Genomic DNA, 17637 nt, shown 5'->3' on the forward strand with positions numbered 1-17637 from the left:
TACCGAAACACTTGATGCGATCCAATGTAAAAAGGCAGTAAGTGGAAATGGTTCGCACTCACTGCCTTTATTCTTACTCAGTTTCGGGCCAAATGCCGAAGGCTTAGTATTTCGTTTTTGCCTCATGGGGCGCTAAAAACGTCCCTTTCTCACCCAAGATATCTCGATAGTAGGTCTCAAACATCAAGATATTCTGAACGTAGCCACGTGTCTCTTTGAATGGGATCATTTCGATAAATGCAAAGGCATCGAGCTTTTCATCGCTGCGTGAACGCCACTGTTTCACACGGCTAGGTCCAGCATTATAAGCCGCAAACGCAAAGATACGGTTGTCATCATATTGAGCGAGTAAACCATCTAAGTAGTGACTGCCAATCTCAATGTTTTTGCCGACATCATAAAGATCATCGCTGCCCTGATACTTAATCTTATGTTTGTTCGCTGTGTATTGCGCCGTCTTGGGCATAATTTGCATAATGCCACGCGCGCCAACTGGAGAGCGAGCTTCTGAATCCATCGCACTCTCTTGTCTTGCTAAAGACATCAAAGTGATTGGATCGAGATCGTGCTTTTCAGCGTAGAAGTTAAACCACCACTTATGAGCAACAGGGAAGCGCAGCGCAATGTTATCCCACATCTTCGCAGAGATACTCGCTGTTACGGTAAAGTGATTCCAACGCTGTGTCGCAGCGTAAGCGGCAAGCATCTCTTTTTGCTCTTTATCTGCATTGGTCAGTAACCAGCGCCATTCACTTTTCGCTGCCGCAATTTTGTCTCGGTCAATCAGTTCACCAATACGCACCAAAGAGGTGTCGAATGGCTTCACTGTTTCAGCATTGTATTTAAGTGTCGATGTTGGATATTGAACTGGCTTACCTAACTGCTTAGCCGCAGCCACACTGTAGAAATTACGCTGACCCAAGATATCTGACAGTCGCTTATTGCCTTTGTCAGTATCGCCCGTCGCGATTTCAGCTCTGCCCTGCCAATATTGCCAACGAAGCGAAGCCTGATGTTTATCATCCAAGCGCGCTATCCACTCTTTCAAACCCGTCCAATCGGCATGTTGAATTGCTAAGCGAGCACGTCGTTCCAGCAAAACTTGCTTTGATGAACTCGCGAGCATTTTGTCGCGCCACACCATTAACTCTTCAGAGTCGGTGTTGATCAGACGAAACGTTAGGTAATCAGCGAGCTCTTGAGATTTCTCTTTCGAAAACTTCTGAGCCTTGATGACATCATCAAACACCTTTTGAGCACTGCTTGATGATTTCCTTGCTAGCTTCTCGAAAGCAAACTCGGTTTGAGCTTGGTAGAATTCATTCGCTGGATGTTTTTTAGCAAACGCGAGTACATTTTCAGGCTTGTTGTACAACGCCTTCATCTGCTTCGCTTGAGCAATTGACTCATCATGATCCAATTGCTTAATCAGATAGCTCATTAACTTACCGTTACGGCCCTCGAACGCTAGCAGCATTCTATCCAGAATCAGCTCATCAGTTCTTAGCCCAGCTTGATCCCAGCTTTTAAATAAAGGGTCACAAGCGTCATCAACACCACTACCACTCAACCAAAGTTGTTTAGCTCCTTTAAAGGCAAGCTCTTGGTTACCTTGCTCGTAATGCGCTCGATAATAAATACATTGGTATTTTTCACCGACAGGCTCTTTGGTTTGAAACTCAAGGATCGTCTTCCACTGTTTTTGAGAAGCCAATGAGTCCAAATAAGGTGCGCGCATTCGATTGGAGAAAGGCAATGCCTTGTTCTCTTCAATGAAAGCATCGACCTCAGCAGGTGTGCGATCACCTAAGCCAATCAGAAAGGCCCGATAATCGGTGTAAGGTGTTAAAGGGTATGTTTGAATTTTGTTACGCAGCGCGGAGTAAGCTTTTAGATCACGGCTGTCTAAAACCTCTTGCGCTTTGTCATAAACGTCACGCTGCATTTCAAGCTCGGATGCATTGCTAGCCATAGCGACCGGAGGCAGTGAAACCGAAGACAAAATTGCCGATGCAGCCACAGCAATTTTCGTATTAAAAATGCGGAAAAACATTCGCTCTTTCCTTAGTGCGTGTATGAATACGTGAAGTCTATTTACGCCCGACATCACATCAAATGTAAAGGATTTGAGTGTAAATATTATTAATATTTAACACTTCGCCTCAGAAGCCTATTAAATATAGTTTTAATGACCAATGTGACAATAATAGGTAAGGATTGGTTCAAGAGTGGCTTTTCTGTCCTAGGAGTAACATCTTTAAGGATATTGGTATAAAATAGCAGACAATTTTGAACAATAATTAGGATCGATCGGCAATGGCTGAATACGTATATACCATGTCTCGGGTGAGCAAAACTGTTCCACCTAAGCGTCAAATTCTTAAAGACATTTCTCTTAGCTTTTTTCCTGGCGCTAAAATCGGTGTTTTGGGTCTAAATGGTTCAGGTAAATCTACCCTACTACGTATCATGGCTGGTATTGATACTGATATTGATGGTGAAGCACGTGCACAACAAGGCCTTAAAGTAGGTTACCTACCGCAAGAACCTGTACTAGACGAATCAAAAACGGTTCGTGAAATCGTAGAAGAAGCGGTTTCTGACGTTGCTGACGCACTTAAGCGTATTGATGCGGTTTACGCAGCTTACGCAGAACCAGATGCAGATTTCGATGCACTAGCAAAAGAGCAAGGCGAACTAGAAGCGCTTATCCAAGCAAAAGACGGTCACAACCTAGAAGCAGCTCTAGAGCGCGCAGCAGACGCACTTCGTCTTCCTGAATGGGACGCTAAGATTGAACACCTTTCTGGTGGTGAACGTCGTCGTGTTGCTATCTGTCGTCTACTTCTTGAGAAGCCAGATATGCTGCTTCTTGATGAACCAACCAACCACCTGGATGCAGAATCAGTTGCATGGCTTGAGCACTTCCTAGTGGACTACAACGGTACTGTTGTGGCGATTACCCACGACCGTTACTTCCTAGATAACGCTGCTGGTTGGATTCTAGAGCTTGACCGTGGTGAAGGTATCCCATGGCAAGGTAACTACACGTCTTGGCTAGAACAAAAAGATGAGCGTCTAAAGCAAGAGAAAGCTGGCGAAAGCGCACGTCAAAAGACCATCGAGAAAGAACTTGAGTGGGTTCGTCAAAACCCTAAAGGTCGTCAAGCTAAGTCTAAAGCTCGTATGGCTCGTTTTGAAGAACTGACGACTGGCCAATACCAGAAGCGTAACGAAACCAACGAACTGTTCATCCCGCCAGGTGAGCGCCTAGGTGACAAAGTTCTTGAAGTTAAGAACCTAACTAAGTCATACGGTGACCGCGTTCTTATCGATGACCTATCGTTCAGCATGCCTAAGGGTGCAATCGTGGGTATCGTAGGTGCCAACGGTGCGGGTAAATCAACACTATTCAAGATGCTAAGCGGCGCAGAACAGCCAGATTCAGGTACAGTTGAACTAGGCGAAACCGTTAAGCTTGCTTCTGTTGATCAGTTCCGTGACAGCATGGACGACACTAAGACAGTATTCCAAGAGATCTCTGAAGGCGCTGATATCATTAAGATCAACAACTTCGAAATCCCTGCGCGTGCTTACTGTTCTCGTTTCAACTTTAAAGGCAACGACCAACAGAAGATCATCGGTGAGCTTTCTGGTGGTGAACGTAACCGTGTTCACTTAGCGAAACTGCTAAAAGCGGGCGGTAACGTACTGCTACTCGATGAGCCTACCAACGACCTTGACGTTGAAACGCTACGTGCTCTTGAAGAAGCACTGCTTGAATTCCCGGGCTGTGCAATGGTTATCTCGCATGACCGTTGGTTCCTTGACCGTATTGCGACCCATATCTTAGACTACCGTGATGAAGGTCAAGTTAACTTCTACGAAGGTAACTATACTGAGTACACTGAGTGGCTTAAGCAGACTCTAGGCGCACAAGCGGCAGAGCCGCACCGTATCAAGTACAAGCGTATAGCTAAGTAAATAAGCTTGTATTTTGAACAAAGGCCGCGATAATAGCGGCCTTTGATATATCTGGCTTACGTGTAATGCATCGATATAGAGAGATTACTTATGGTTGAAAGACGTCAATTTTCACGAGTTATTTATCAAGTCCCGACTGAGATCTCACAAGGACAAGTAAATGTATCAGGCTCAGTGCAAGACTTATCACTCCATGGTTTACTCATTCAATGCAATGAATCAAAACAACTTAGCCATGATGTCCCTGTTCAAGTGAGCTTTAAACTCGAAAACAGTGATATCAATATTCAGTTAGAAGCAACGATAGTCTCTACCATCAATACCTCAATGCGTTTACGCATAGAGCATTTAGATATTGATAGTATCAGCCACCTTAAGCGCCTTGTTGAGCTTAATGTTGGTGACGATGACCTGCTTTATAGAGAGATTGAACACCTTACCGACTTAGGCAAGGAATAATATCTCCATTACCCTTTTTCTATTAGAAGCATTTAGTTAATACAGAACCATGTCTAAAAAAGTGTCCATTACTATTCCCTCTAGTCAGGGGGAACAGACGTTTTACTTCGGTCGAAAAGCCGTACTCTTATGCATGACAACCCTGCTCTCAGTACCGATGTTGATTGGTGGTGCAACCTACATGCACCTTGAGAGTAAAAACAAGCTAGCTGCACAAGCCGGTGATGCACAACAGTTAATTGAAACTCTGATTGTTGAAAAAGAGCAGACCGAGTTCTTATACGCGGAACAAGTTGAAACCAACCACAACCTATCTCAAGCCTTAACTGAGAAAGAAGGTACGATTCAATTACTGGGTAAGCGTGTATTCGATGTGGAATCCGTTCTAGGCCTGGCTGATGAAGAGTTACACACCGATGAGGTTTCACTAGAAGACCGTATTGATGCTGCAGCCGTCGATTCCGCGGTAAGAGCTACCATGTTCCGCTTAATTCCTAATGATAGTCCGATGGCTTATCAACGCATCTCGTCTTCATACGGTCACCGTACTAACCCAATTACAGGCAAACGCCACAACCATACTGGTATCGACCTTACTTGTAAGCGTGGTGAAGATATCTTAGCACCGGCAGATGGTGTGATTGAAACCGTACGCCCAAGCAAGAAAGGCTTTGGTAACTTTATCACCATGCGCCATTCATTTGGCTTCATGAGCTCTTACGCGCATCTGCAAAAATTCAAAGTTCGCAGCGGTCAGTTTGTCAGTAAAGGTGATGTGATTGCGAGCTGTGGTAACTCAGGTAACTCAACTGGGCCACATCTGCATTATGAAGTACGCTTCCTTGGTCGCTCATTGAACCCTCAATACTTGATGGATTGGACACCGGAAAACTTCAACTACGTGTTCGAGAAAGAGAAAAAGGTTAAGTGGGGCCCACTAGTTCAGCTGATTGATAATGTGGTTCGCTTGCAGATCAACCTAACTAACGTGCCTTACATCAGTTCAACTATCGACACAGTATCCAGCGATGATAACCGAGTATCGAACGAGAATAACAAAGAGCCTATCGTGACTAACTAGGTTTGTTCGTTTGGCCCATGATGATCCAAATGCATTTCGCCTACTATAGGCCAGATGCAATATCGGCATTCAACACAAACAAAAAGAGCGACCAAATGGTCGCTCTTTTTTATTTTTCAAACCACACTATTAACCGCGATGAATCGAGTCATGTGCTTGTTTTAACAGGCTTTGGCTCTCTTGTAAAAATTGTTGTGAGTAGTCACCAAACCAATCACTCACTTGGTTGAAGCTCTCAACAAACTTAGCCTTATCTTTGCCATCTAGAATTTCTAACGCTTCTCCGAAACAGCTATGGAAGCGTCGAATCATCTCAATATTCTCATCCGAAGAAAGAATGATATCGCCGTACAAGTTCGGGTCTTGAGCAAACAGACGACCAACCATCGCAATCTCAAGTCGGTAGATTGGCGAGCTTAGTTTCAGAAGTTGATCAATGTTCGGGTTCTCTTTACTCAGGTGCAAGCCGTAAGCAAAAGAGGTGAAGTGACGAAGTGCTTGAATCAAGGTCATGCCGTGATCGTGTTCAGCTGCATCCATCTGGCAAAGGCTCGCGCCCCAAATACCAAATTGATTCAGTAGCCATTGGTAACTTTCAGAACCACGACCATCACTGTAAACAATCACCTGCTTAGCAAGGCTAGGAACATCAGGGCCAAACATTGGGTGCAATCCAACTACTGGGCCTTGATGCATGTTCATCATTGCTTGTAGAGGTTTAGATTTAATTGACGTCAAATCACATAGAATACAATCGCTTGGTAGATTACCTAGCTTCGCAATCACACCTTCCGTTAGGTGAATTGGAACCGTGACAACCACAAGCCCAGCATTATCTAAGATTTCGTCGGCCTTATCCCAATCTTGGCTGCCAAGGATTTTTACTTCGTAGCCAGACAGTTTGAACATACGACCAAACAAGCCACCAAGTTGACCATTACCACCAACGATAACCACTGAACGTAACTCTGGGTTAAGACACTTAAAGCCAGAATCTTTCTCGCTGGCATAAGACTCACGCATAGTACGACGCAAAATATCTTCGATTAACTGTGGTGGAACCCCTATTTTCTCAGCTTCTTGACGACGAGATGCCAGCATCGCAGCTTCACGCTCTGGTACATAAATAGGTAAACCATGTTCACTTTTTACTTCGCCTACTTTCTCTACTAGAGCAAGGCGTTGAGCCAGTAAATCCAACATTTGTTTATCGACAGCATCGATTTGGTCGCGTAATTCGTTCAGTTCAACGGCCATTTTATTCCTTACTAATCTATAAGCCCGTGCCAATCTATCAGCCCACAATCACGTAGGTTCGCTAGCAACAGATCTTAAAATGCCCCATTAGATGAGGCACTTAAATTTAAAACTCTGACTAACCTTTCAAGCGGTTCTCTAAGAACGGGACTAATTCCGTATGTGCATGTTTCAATAGTGCCTCAGTTGAATCCCAATTGATACACGCGTCGGTAATAGAAACGCCGTATTTCATTTCATTGAGAGGTATATCCGAAGATTGGTTTCCTTCGTTAATATGGCTTTCAATCATAAGGCCGATAATCGATTTGTTGCCTTCACGAATTTGGTGAATCACATCTTCTGCAACTAAAGGTTGGCGACGGAAATCTTTACGAGAGTTCGCGTGGCTACAGTCGACCATTAGCGCTGCCTCTAAGCCAGATTTACCCAGCTCTTGCTCACATTCGTGTACCGATACTGAATCGTAGTTCGTCTGCTTACCGCCACGTAAAATCACGTGACCATTTGGGTTACCTTGCGTTGTTAGTAGTGCAACTTGACCTTCGCGGCTGATACCCATGAAACGGTGGCTAGAAGAAGCCGCCTGCATTGCATTGATTGCAGTGCCTAGGTTGCCATCGGTACCGTTTTTAAAACCGATTGGCATTGAAAGACCACTTGCCATCTCACGGTGAGTTTGAGATTCAGTCGTACGTGCGCCGATAGCTGCCCAGCTGAAGGTATCTGCTAGGTATTGCGGGCTGATTGGATCTAATGCTTCAGTCGCCAATGGAATTTCCATCTCAGCGAGTTCAACAAGTAGCTCACGACCAACATGCAGACCATGCTCAATATCGAAAGTGCCGTCTAGATGCGGGTCATTGATCAAACCTTTCCAACCTACAGTGGTACGAGGTTTCTCAAAGTAAACACGCATAACAATATACAGTTGATCGCTAAGTTGCTCAGATAAGGCTTTAAGGCGTTTCGCGTACTCTTTCGCAGCTTCAATGTCATGGATAGAACATGGGCCACATACAACAAGCATGCGATGATCTTTCTTATGAATGATGTTTGCGATAGTTTGACGAGACTCTTGAATGAAACGACGAGCATTATCACTCAAAGGCAGTTTTGCTTTTAACTCCTCAGGAGTAATCAGTACCTGTTCGTCGATGATATTGACATTGCTTAATTCACTTTTCTGCATAACTCAACCTGTATATTTATTTTTACACCCAACATTTCCGTTTGGGTTAACAATCTTTAAAAACACAATAACAGCTAAAAAAGCGATTGCAAGTGTAAACAATAAAAAACATTGGCTGTAAATTTTATTTTACACATTAAATTCAACTCACTCTAAGAGATAAATAGGTTTAAACCACGGATCACACATACAAAAAAGGCGATATTTATCATATCGCCTTATCTAAAATTATAATGTGTTTATTTATCACTCACTGCCTAGCATTCGCTTAATCGTCTCTGAGGTCTTTTTCCACCTAGCATCCGAGTGAAGTGTCGACAAATCAAAGCTGTGTTTTTTAAGCAATGAGTTGGCTAAAGGCACCTCTTGAATCGCTAAGTGATCCAGAGCTTCAATTTGTGCATCTCGTTTATTACACATCAACACCATGTCACAACCTGCATTCAAGGCCGCTTTCGCTCTGTCGGCTGGTCCGCCCATAATGGCAGCGCCTTCCATCGTTAAATCGTCAGAGAATACCAAGCCTTTAAACCCAAGCTGCTGCTTCAATACTTTCTGTAGCCAATACTGTGAACCACTCGCAGGTTGATCATCATAGTGAGAGAAAACCACGTGAGCTGGCATCATGGCATCCAATATTCCAGCTTCAATTTGCGCCTTGAAGATTGCCATGTCGGTTTCGAAGATGTCGTCTCTAGGGTCATATGGCGTCTCTAAGTGTGAGTCAGCAATCACGCCACCATGTCCAGGGAAGTGCTTGCCTGTCGTCGCCATGCCAACCGACTTCATGCCTTTGATGAAAGCGCTGCTATGACGAACAATGGTATCAATATCTTCACCAAACGCTCGGCTACCAATCGCTTTACACTCGTGGCCTTTGTCTAATACTGGCGCAAAGCTCAGATCGATATCATGGGCAATCAATTCTGCCGCCATCAACCAACCCGCTTGTTCTGCTAACTGTTCGCCATTATTCTTAGTCGCGAATTCTTGAGCAGCTGGGATAATTGAAAAGCCATCGCGGAAGCGCTGAACTCGGCCACCTTCTTGATCGACACCAATCAAAATAGGACGTTTCGCTACCTTGCGAATTTCTTTGTTTAACGCCGATAACTGTTTGCTATCGTGGTAGTTTCGAGCAAATAAGATGAGACCACCAACAGTTGGGTGATCTAAAATTTCTTTGTCTTCCGCAGTCAGTTCGTAGCCTGCAACATCAACCCACAACGGTCCCATATTTATCCCTTATTAAACCTAATTTCATAAACTTCCCGAGATTATTCTCTTTAAATTTGCTTTACAATGTTTTTAAACCAATCTGTGGAAGACTTTAAGAATGCAGTGCAAGAGCTTAGAAATGGATCATAAAGAACTGTATATCGGTGTGATGTCAGGGACGAGTATGGACGGTGTTGATACTGCCTTAGTGTCGATTGAAGATACGCGCATCACATTGCTTGCTCATGATGAGTTCCCAATGCCTGACGACCTCAAAGTGCGTCTGCTTGAAGTTTGTATTGGTCAGAAAACCGATTTAATTGCCATTGGAGAACTCGACCACCAGCTTGGCCATCTGTTTGGCGATGCGGTTTTGCAACTTCTCGAAAAGTCAGGTACACCTGCATCTTCTGTGACTGCGATTGGTAATCATGGTCAAACGGTATTCCACCAGCCAAGCGGCGAATCTCCATTTACCATGCAGTTGGGTGATGCCAACATCATTGCCGCTAAAACACAGATTCAAACGGTTGCCGATTTCAGGCGTAAAGACATGGCATTAGGCGGACAAGGTGCGCCATTAGTCCCTGCCTTCCACCATACTATTTTCCAGCCACAAGACAGCTCAGTTGTGGTGTTGAATATTGGTGGTATCTCGAATATTTCAGTGCTGCGCCCTAATCAGCCAACACTTGGTTATGATACTGGCCCGGGCAATATGTTGATGGACGCTTGGGTTGATAAACACACGGGCGATAAGTTTGACCGTGATGCCCAATTTGCGCTTAAAGGTCAGCTCAATCAAGCCTTTCTCGAACAGTTGTTAAATGAATCTTATCTATCTCAAATACCACCGAAAAGTACTGGTAGAGAACTGTTTAATCTACCGTGGCTAGAGCAACAATTAACAGAATTTAAAGATCTTGCAGCAGAAGATGTTCAGCGCACACTTTGTGAATACACCGCATTGACGATAGCCAATGAAGTGGAGACTTATCGCTTGGGTGACCAGCCTGCACTGTATGTGTGTGGCGGTGGTACACGAAATCCATTGTTGATGAAGAGGCTGTCTGAACTGCTTCCAAGTTGGGAGGTTGACTCAACCACCAGTAAAGGCGTGGACGCCGATTACATGGAAGCGATGGCTTTTGCGTGGCTTGCTCAACGTCATATTCATCAACTGCCAAGCAATTTACCAGAAGTGACTGGCGCAAGCAGAGCGGCCTCTCTAGGCGTTCTCTATCGTGCTGACTAAACAACTTTAGAACCATCATTTTAGAATCACCATTTAAGGATCATTATGAGTAACGACGCTCTCATATCAGCGCTCTCGCACCTCGTTTCGGAGGGGAGAAACCCTGACACTATGGATATTGATCTGCTCACCTCTCTCGAAGTGGTTGAAAAGATTAACCAACAAGACAAGCAAGTCCCGCTGGCGATTGAAGCGGAACTGCCACAGATCGCGAAAGCGGTCGATAAAATTGCTCATGTCTTTCAAAACGGTGGTCGACTGATTTATATGGGCGCAGGCACCAGTGGTCGATTAGGTGTGTTAGACGCCTCAGAATGCCCACCGACTTTCGGTGTTTCGGACAAAATGGTTATCGGCTTAATTGCAGGCGGACCAGAGGCGATTTTAAAAGCCAAAGAAGGTGCAGAAGACTCGCTAACTCTCGGCATTGAAGATCTGAAAGCGATTCAGTTTTCAGAAAATGATGTCGTGGTAGGTATTGCTGCGAGCGGTCGCACACCTTACGTGATTGGTGCACTCAACTATGCCAATCAGCTTGGCGCAGTAACGGTTGCATTATCTTGTAACCCTGACGCTCCAATTGCTGAAATCGCTCAAATCGCAATTAGCCCGGTGGTTGGCCCAGAAGCATTGACTGGTTCAACACGACTCAAATCAGGTACAGCACAAAAGCTGGTGCTTAATATGCTGACCACTGCCAGCATGATTCGCATTGGTAAGAGCTACCAAAACCTTATGGTCGACGTAAAAGCGACCAATGAAAAGTTGGTTGCCCGCGCCGCTCGTATCGTTATCCAAGCAACGGAGTGCGATAAAGCACTGGCGGTGTCGACACTTAAAGCGACTGATTACGATGTGAAGTTATCTATTTTGATGATTCTAACAGGGCTAGATTTAGAGTTAGCCAAGGCTCAGCTTGATAAGCAAAATGGCTTCTTGAGAAAAGCCGTCGAGAATAATCAGTAATCTTAATTTGGCTTGTAGCTTCTCATTTAGACAGCTACTTCAACGACATACAAAAAGACCAGCACACACGCGGTACTGGTCTTTTTTTAGTTTTAATTTTTTATGGCTAGCTTGGGCTTAATAGTCGTTTGAGAACTCGTCCCAGCCGCGTTGCCATTCCATACGGAAACGTTGAGCGTCTTCCGTACCAGAACACACGCCTTCATACACCTGACCAGATAAACCAATCTGATAAGCATGGTTCGGATTACAATATTCAGTCACACCTAGGTGATAACCTTCTGTGTAACTCGCTTGATCGACTGCGCCAAGCTCAGTCATCTCTGAATACGAACGCTGAGTGTGGCCTTTGATACCATCACGATAGCCAATCTCTTGCCAATTGCCTTCAGCTGCTAAATCTTGAACATTGGCGCTGCATCCTGCAAGGCTAAATGCCACGGCGAATAGTACGATTATTTTTTTCATTTCAATCCTTTATATTGTTACTTCACCACTTTCTGACGAAGCGCTGCCTTTGTGGTGATTCTCCGCTGAACGCCTATCGATGTCCACTTATTGTCTAATGTTCGCCACTTTAGGTTCATTCCGACCACTCAGAATCAATAGTCGCCGTTAAGCCAACTCAAACAACCTCTCTATAGAGCTAATAGGCCTCTCGATAGAAATATCGGCCACTCAGCACAGTGAACAAACCACTAAATCAGTTATAACACCGCTAAATTGGCTATTCGACCACTCACTCTCGTAGCGGAAGTTTCTTCTCATCGACTCCTTTAATATACACCCTGACTTAATTAATACATTCAGGGATAACAAATTATGATGTGGTTTCTTACCTGTGTCGCAGCACTCATTGGTGGCTACTTTATTTACGGTACCTTTATCGAGAAGATTTTCGGTATCAATGAAAAACGCCAAACACCTGCTCACACTAAGCAAGATGGCGTGGACTACGTTCCAATGTCGACACCAAAGGTTTACCTAGTTCAGCTGCTTAACATCGCAGGTGTAGGTCCAATCTTCGGCCCTATCATGGGTGCCCTTTATGGTCCAGCAGCAATGCTTTGGATCGTTCTAGGTTGTATCTTCGCAGGTGCAGTACACGACTACTTCTCAGGTATGTTATCTATCCGTAATGGCGGAGCTTCGGTTCCAACCATCACTGGACGTTACCTAGGCAATGGCGCAAAACACTTTATGAACATCTTTGCCATTGTTCTACTGCTTCTTGTTGGTGTGGTATTCGTATCTGCTCCAGCAGGTATGATCACTAACCTAGTGAACGACCAAACTGATTTCGCGATGTCTGCAACTACGATGGTTGTTATCATCTTTGCTTACTACATCATCGCAACGATTGTCCCTGTCGATAAAATCATTGGTCGCTTCTACCCACTGTTCGGTGCACTGCTTATCTTTATGTCTGTTGGCCTAATCACTGCGATTGGTCTATCTGACGAACACCAAATCATGGGGGGCTTTGAGATCAGCGACATGTTCACCAACATGAACCCGAATGACCTACCACTTTGGCCTGCTCTCTTCATCACTATCGCATGTGGTGCTATCTCTGGCTTCCACGCCACTCAGTCTCCTCTGATGGCGCGTTGTATGGAAAACGAGAAGAACGGTCGCTTCGTATTCTACGGCGCAATGATTGGTGAAGGCATCATCGCTCTAATCTGGTGTGCACTTGCTCTGTCTTTCTTCGGTTCGGTTGAGTCTCTGTCTGACGCAATTGCAAACGGCGGCCCAGGTAACGTGGTATACAGCGCTTCATTTGGTCTACTGGGTGTATTTGGCGGTATCCTTGCTTTCCTTGGCGTGGTTATCCTACCAATCACTTCTGGTGACACAGCGTTCCGTTCAAGCCGTCTTATCCTTGCTGAATACTTCAACATGGAACAGAAAACACTGCGTAACCGTCTACTAATGGCGTTACCACTGTTCGTTATCGGTGGCATCCTGACTCAAGTTGATTTCGGTATCATCTGGCGCTACTTCGGTTTTGCTAACCAATCAACAGCCGTAATGATGCTGTGGACAGCTTCAGCTTACCTACTTCGCCACAACAAACTGCACTGGGTAACAACAGTTCCAGCTATCTTCATGACGTCTGTGTGTATCACATTCATCCTGAACAACAGCCAACTGGGCTTCGGTCTACCAATGCAAATCTCAACCATCATTGGTGTGGTGAGTGCGCTAGGTGTTGCGGCTTACGTTATTAAAATTTCAAAAGGCAAAGGCGATATCGACCTAGCTGATGAAGAAGAGAAAGAAGCAAAAGGCGTTACCAAAACAGCCTAGTTCTTTAAGGCTCTTGGGAACAAGAGACCAATCTTCAGAGAAAGAGACAAAAGAACAGCCAAACACAACTTCGCTTGCTCCCGTAATCACTCAGTGATTCGTGGAATCTAAGACTAAAGCCCGTCCACTGTGATGGGCTTTAGTGTTTTCAGGCGTTAGTGCTTTCGACTCTGGGAAGCGAATATAACCTACGAAAACACAAGCAAAGCTACCGTTACCAAGCAATGAGCTTTACACTTAACAAGCGTCTCAATAGGTGAAAATATGGAACTCATTCTCTCTCTGCTGCAACAAACCTGCGTCTACTTAGTGATTGCTTACATGCTGAGTAAAACCCCACTGATTCTCCCTTTGTTGAGCATCTCATCTCGCTTAAGCCATAAGATCAGCTGCTACGTTCTGTTTTCCCTGTTCTGCATTATGGGTACCTATTTCGGACTGCAGATCAATGATGCCATCGCCAACACGCGTGCGATGGGTGCGGTAATGGGAGGTCTGTTTGGCGGCCCTGTCGTTGGCTTTGCCGTCGGCTTTACTGGTGGAATTCACCGTTACTCATTAGGCGGCTTCACAGACTTGGCTTGTGCGATTTCAACCACAGCAGAAGGCTTGATTGGCGGCCTGTTACACGTTTATCTCGTGAGAAAGAACAAAGCCAGCCAACTGTTTAATCCGTTAGTGGTTTTCTCGGTAACCCTGTTTGCAGAGATCATTCAGATGCTGATTCTGCTGGCGGTCGCAAAACCCTTCGAACAATCCTATGCTCTGGTCTCCGATATTGCGGCGCCAATGATCATCGCTAACTCGGTCGGTGCAGCACTGTTCATGAGCATCATCCAAGACAGAAAAACCATCTTCGAAAAGTACTCGGCTACCTTCTCACGCCGCGCACTGACCATTGCCGAACGTTCGGTGGGTATTTTGCATGGTGGGTTCAATTCCGATAACGCACAAAAAATCGTACGTATCGTTTATGAAGAGACCAACGTAGGGGCGGTAGCGATTACCGACCGAGAGAAAATCCTCGCGTTCGTTGGTATTGGTGATGAACACCATATTCCGAACACCCCGATTTCATCGCAAAGCACGCTCACTTCGATGGAACAGAACGACATCATCTACCTTGATGGCAAAGAGAACCCATACCAATGCTCCTTGTCGCAGGATTGTAAATTGGGTTCTGCGTTGATTATTCCATTGCGCGCGGGTAACGAAGTGGTCGGCACCATCAAGCTCTATGAGCCAAAGCTGAAACTATTCTCAACTATCAATATGTCGATGGGTGAAGGTATCGCTCAACTATTATCGAGCCAGATCCTATTTAGCAACTACCAGCAGCAGCAAACGCTACTGACACAAGCAGAAATCAAACTGCTGCACGCTCAAGTGAACCCGCACTTCTTGTTCAATGCGCTTAATACTATCAGCGCAGTAACACGTCGTGACCCAGATAAAGCTCGAGAGTTGATTCAACACCTGTCTCACTTCTTTAGAAGCAACCTAAAGCAGAACATCAACACCGTGAAGCTCAAAGATGAACTGGCACACGTCAATGCGTACCTCACCATTGAGAAAGCACGTTTCACCGACCGATTAGAAGTCGAATGGGACATCGACCCACAGTTGTACGAATCTCAACTGCCGAGCTTTACTCTGCAACCATTGGTTGAGAACGCCATCAAACATGGTATTTCGAACATGTTGGAAGGTGGCACAGTAAAGATCTACAGCGAACCTTTCGGAGGTGGATTCAAACTGATCGTCGAAGACAATGCAGGCAACTATCAGAAACCATCTCAAGATCATGTCGGATTAGGTATGGAGATTGTTGATAAACGACTCACTAATTTCTTTGGACAAGACTCAGCACTAAAAATAGAATCTCAACCACAGCAATTTACTCGAATGAGCTTTATCATACCTATACTAAAATAACGGTCTTTTCGTGAGTGATAGCTTCTCGGTAAGCATATTTAGAAGACATATATAGAAACAAGCAGGGATAGAATCAAGATGAAGATTGTAGGATGTTAAAAGCACTAGTTGTCGATGATGAGCTTTTTGCTCGCGAAGAGTTGATTGAGCTGCTGACTGAAACAGGAGAAGTGGAAGTCATTGGCCAAGCGAGTAATGCAATTGAAGGGCTAAAGCAAATCAACCTTCTCAAGCCTGACGTGGTGTATTTGGACATTCAAATGCCTCAGGTTACTGGGATTGAATTGCTGAGCATGCTTGACCCGGAAACCATGCCTTATGTGGTGTTTGTGACCGCCTACGATCAATATGCGATTCAAGCCTTTGAAGACAATGCCTTTGACTACCTACTCAAACCCGTCGAACCTTGTCGATTAAACAAGAGTGTTTGCCGTCTGAATAAGGTCATCAAGCAGAATCAGAAAGCGCCAGCACAAGACATCTCTGCGATTGCTCCCTGCCACTTAGAGCAGATTCCGTGTATTGGTCATAACCGCATTGTGATCATGGCAAGCCAAACGGTTGAATGCGCCTATTCTGATATCAGTGGCGTGCATGTTCGTAGCTCATCACAAACAGCAACCTCGCAACTAACCCTGAAGATCTTGGAAGAAAAGACCGATTTGATCCGCTGCCATCGACAATATTTGATCAACATAAAATCGATCCAAGAGATCAAGTTACTAGAGAATGGATTAGCCGAGATCATCACACTGACGGGCTTTGAAGTCCCGGTGAGTCGTCGCTATCTCAAGACGTTAAAAGAGCAACTCGGCCTCCAGTAAACAAATTTCAGGTTTAGATATAGCACGATCAAAAAAGCCAACCCATCAACGTTGGCTTTTTACTGTTTAAGAATCGATAGAAATTAGTCGACTTGTTTAATCTGTAGCTCTTTTGGTACTTCGAAGAACATGTTCTCTTCACGACCTTGAATCTCTTCAACATCGGTAGCACCTAGCTCGCGGATACGATCTAAGATTTGGTTAACTAGCTCTTCAGGAGCAGAAGCACCAGCGGTTACACCGATTTTCTTCTTGCCTTCAACCCACTCAGTCTGAATGTCTTCAGGGCAATCAGTTAGGTAGCCAGGTGTGCCTAGCTTCTCAGCCAGCTCTTTCAAACGTGTTGAATTCGATGAGTTCTTAGAGCCAACAACAATCACTACGTCGACGTCGTTTGCCATCTCACGCACTGCGTCTTGACGGTTTTGAGTTGCGTAGCAGATGTCGTCTTTACGTGGGCCTTGGATCTCAGGGAACACACGGCGTAGCTCTTCAATCACATCTGCCGTCTCATCAACAGACAGTGTAGTTTGGCTCACGTAGTGTAGGTTAGTTGGATCATTCACCACTAGGTTCTGTACGTCTTCTGGCCTTTCAACCAAGTACATACCACCGGCTTGGCTAGCGTACTGACCCATAGTCCCTTCAACCTCAGGGTGACCTGCGTGACCAATCAGTACCACTTCCATATGCTTGCGGCTCGCACGAGCAACCTCCATATGAACTTTAGTCACCAAAGGACACGTTGCATCAAATACCGTTAACTCACGCTCTTTCGCTTCTTTACGAACCGCTTGAGAAACACCGTGAGCCGAAAAGATCACGATGTTGTCGTCTGGCACCTCACTCAGTTCTTCGACAAAAATAGCACCACGCTGCTTGAGCCCCTCAACAACAAAGCGGTTGTGTACCACTTCATGGCGAACATAGATCGGTGGCTGATACATTTCGAGTGCACGCTCTACGATGCTGATCGCACGATCGACACCGGCACAAAAGCCACGAGGGTTAGCTAACATTATTTTCATTTCATTGCTCATCATTTACCGCGGTACTAAGGTTGCTTCTATAGAGTTCGCCGTCAGCGAGGTTCACATTCTACAGTGAAGCGTCTAGACAGTGAAGCTCTGGGTGAGATCACAGCTGTAAGGCT

14 protein-coding genes are annotated in these 17637 nt (G+C 45.1%); 8 read left to right on the forward strand and 6 right to left on the reverse strand.

The features are described 5' to 3' along the window. Positions 1–103: 103 nt before the first annotated feature. Positions 104–2053, reverse strand: a complete 1950-nt coding sequence (gene sltY, locus AB4154_RS21835) for a murein transglycosylase (RefSeq protein WP_372124099.1) — start codon at positions 2051–2053, stop codon at positions 104–106. Positions 2054–2316: 263 nt separating this feature from the next. On the opposite strand from sltY, the gene ettA reads away from it, so the two are divergent. From ettA to AB4154_RS21850, 3 genes are all read left to right on the forward strand, one after another. Beyond that, complete coding sequence (gene ettA, locus AB4154_RS21840; RefSeq protein WP_372124101.1) at positions 2317–3984, forward strand: energy-dependent translational throttle protein EttA; 1668 nt, start codon at positions 2317–2319, stop codon at positions 3982–3984. 90 nt (positions 3985–4074) lie between these two features. After that, positions 4075–4443 (forward strand): PilZ domain-containing protein, encoded by a 369-nt coding sequence (locus tag AB4154_RS21845; protein WP_136973909.1) that lies wholly within the window; start codon positions 4075–4077, stop codon positions 4441–4443. 49 nt (positions 4444–4492) lie between these two features. Beyond that, positions 4493–5524, forward strand: coding sequence for a M23 family metallopeptidase (locus AB4154_RS21850; protein WP_029235755.1), 1032 nt, complete (start codon positions 4493–4495; stop codon positions 5522–5524). A 129-nt stretch (positions 5525–5653) separates the two neighbouring features. On the opposite strand, the gene tyrA is transcribed toward AB4154_RS21850, so the two are convergent. The 3 genes from tyrA to nagZ form a co-directional block, all read right to left on the reverse strand. Next, positions 5654–6781, reverse strand: a complete 1128-nt coding sequence (tyrA, locus tag AB4154_RS21855) for a bifunctional chorismate mutase/prephenate dehydrogenase (protein WP_017056144.1) — start codon at positions 6779–6781, stop codon at positions 5654–5656. Positions 6782–6899: 118 nt separating this feature from the next. Beyond that, positions 6900–7973, reverse strand: a complete 1074-nt coding sequence (locus tag AB4154_RS21860; RefSeq protein ID WP_017059354.1) for a 3-deoxy-7-phosphoheptulonate synthase — start codon at positions 7971–7973, stop codon at positions 6900–6902. A 246-nt stretch (positions 7974–8219) separates the two neighbouring features. After that, a complete protein-coding gene (gene nagZ / locus AB4154_RS21865) occupies positions 8220–9209 on the reverse strand; it encodes a beta-N-acetylhexosaminidase (RefSeq protein ID WP_372124103.1) in 990 nt (329 codons plus the stop codon). A 121-nt stretch (positions 9210–9330) separates the two neighbouring features. On the opposite strand from nagZ, the gene AB4154_RS21870 reads away from it, so the two are divergent. Beyond that, positions 9331–10446 carry an anhydro-N-acetylmuramic acid kinase gene (locus AB4154_RS21870; RefSeq protein WP_017059352.1) on the forward strand — a complete coding sequence of 372 codons (1116 nt, stop codon included), beginning with the start codon at positions 9331–9333 and terminating at the stop codon, positions 10444–10446. A 45-nt stretch (positions 10447–10491) separates the two neighbouring features. Then, positions 10492–11412, forward strand: coding sequence for an N-acetylmuramic acid 6-phosphate etherase (gene murQ / locus AB4154_RS21875; protein ID WP_372124105.1), 921 nt, complete (start codon positions 10492–10494; stop codon positions 11410–11412). A gap of 117 nt (positions 11413–11529) precedes the next feature. On the opposite strand, the gene AB4154_RS21880 is transcribed toward murQ, so the two are convergent. Then, positions 11530–11880 (reverse strand): DUF2799 domain-containing protein, encoded by a 351-nt coding sequence (locus AB4154_RS21880; RefSeq protein ID WP_017059350.1) that lies wholly within the window; start codon positions 11878–11880, stop codon positions 11530–11532. Positions 11881–12234: 354 nt separating this feature from the next. On the opposite strand from AB4154_RS21880, the gene AB4154_RS21885 reads away from it, so the two are divergent. From AB4154_RS21885 to btsR, 3 genes are all read left to right on the forward strand, one after another. Beyond that, positions 12235–13725: a carbon starvation protein A gene (locus tag AB4154_RS21885; RefSeq protein WP_017062863.1), complete on the forward strand. Its 1491-nt coding sequence runs from the start codon at positions 12235–12237 to the stop codon at positions 13723–13725. A gap of 264 nt (positions 13726–13989) precedes the next feature. Beyond that, a complete protein-coding gene (locus tag AB4154_RS21890; protein WP_372117836.1) occupies positions 13990–15660 on the forward strand; it encodes a LytS/YhcK type 5TM receptor domain-containing protein in 1671 nt (556 codons plus the stop codon). A 92-nt stretch (positions 15661–15752) separates the two neighbouring features. After that, positions 15753–16484: a two-component system response regulator BtsR gene (gene btsR, locus AB4154_RS21895; protein WP_132744213.1), complete on the forward strand. Its 732-nt coding sequence runs from the start codon at positions 15753–15755 to the stop codon at positions 16482–16484. A gap of 83 nt (positions 16485–16567) precedes the next feature. Here btsR and ispH read toward each other — a convergent pair whose 3' ends face one another. Next, complete coding sequence (ispH, locus tag AB4154_RS21900; RefSeq protein WP_029235677.1) at positions 16568–17524, reverse strand: 4-hydroxy-3-methylbut-2-enyl diphosphate reductase; 957 nt, start codon at positions 17522–17524, stop codon at positions 16568–16570. Positions 17525–17637: the final 113 nt, after the last annotated feature.

The sequence above is a fragment of the Vibrio sp. 10N.286.51.B11 genome (assembly GCF_041469245.1).
GTDB lineage: Bacteria > Pseudomonadota > Gammaproteobacteria > Enterobacterales > Vibrionaceae > Vibrio > Vibrio crassostreae_C.